The 260-nt window shown below is 36.2% G+C and carries 1 protein-coding gene; it reads right to left on the minus strand.

All coding sequences use genetic code 11. The annotated features are described in order from the left end of the window. The coding region (locus IL45_RS15175; protein WP_036585572.1) for a hypothetical protein at positions 1-260 on the minus strand (260 nt) is incomplete at both ends.

Genomic DNA, 260 nt, shown 5'->3' on the forward strand with positions numbered 1-260 from the left:
GTTATAGCAACTGTTGAGCTATTCATACATCCATTAACATCTGTTATAGAATAAGAAAAGTTATAAGTACCTACAGCAAATCCAGTGATATCGACAGTACTACCTGTTAAGGCACCAGTTGCATCATCATCAGACCATGTTCCTCCAGCATCTTGACCTGTTAATTGATTAAATAAATCAACAGGAGAATTAGCTGCTAGATCATTGATACATACTGAAAGTGGAGTAGGAACTCCTGTATCTGGTAGTGGATTAATAAT

It is taken from the genome of Nonlabens ulvanivorans (genome assembly GCF_000732625.1).
GTDB lineage: Bacteria > Bacteroidota > Bacteroidia > Flavobacteriales > Flavobacteriaceae > Nonlabens > Nonlabens ulvanivorans.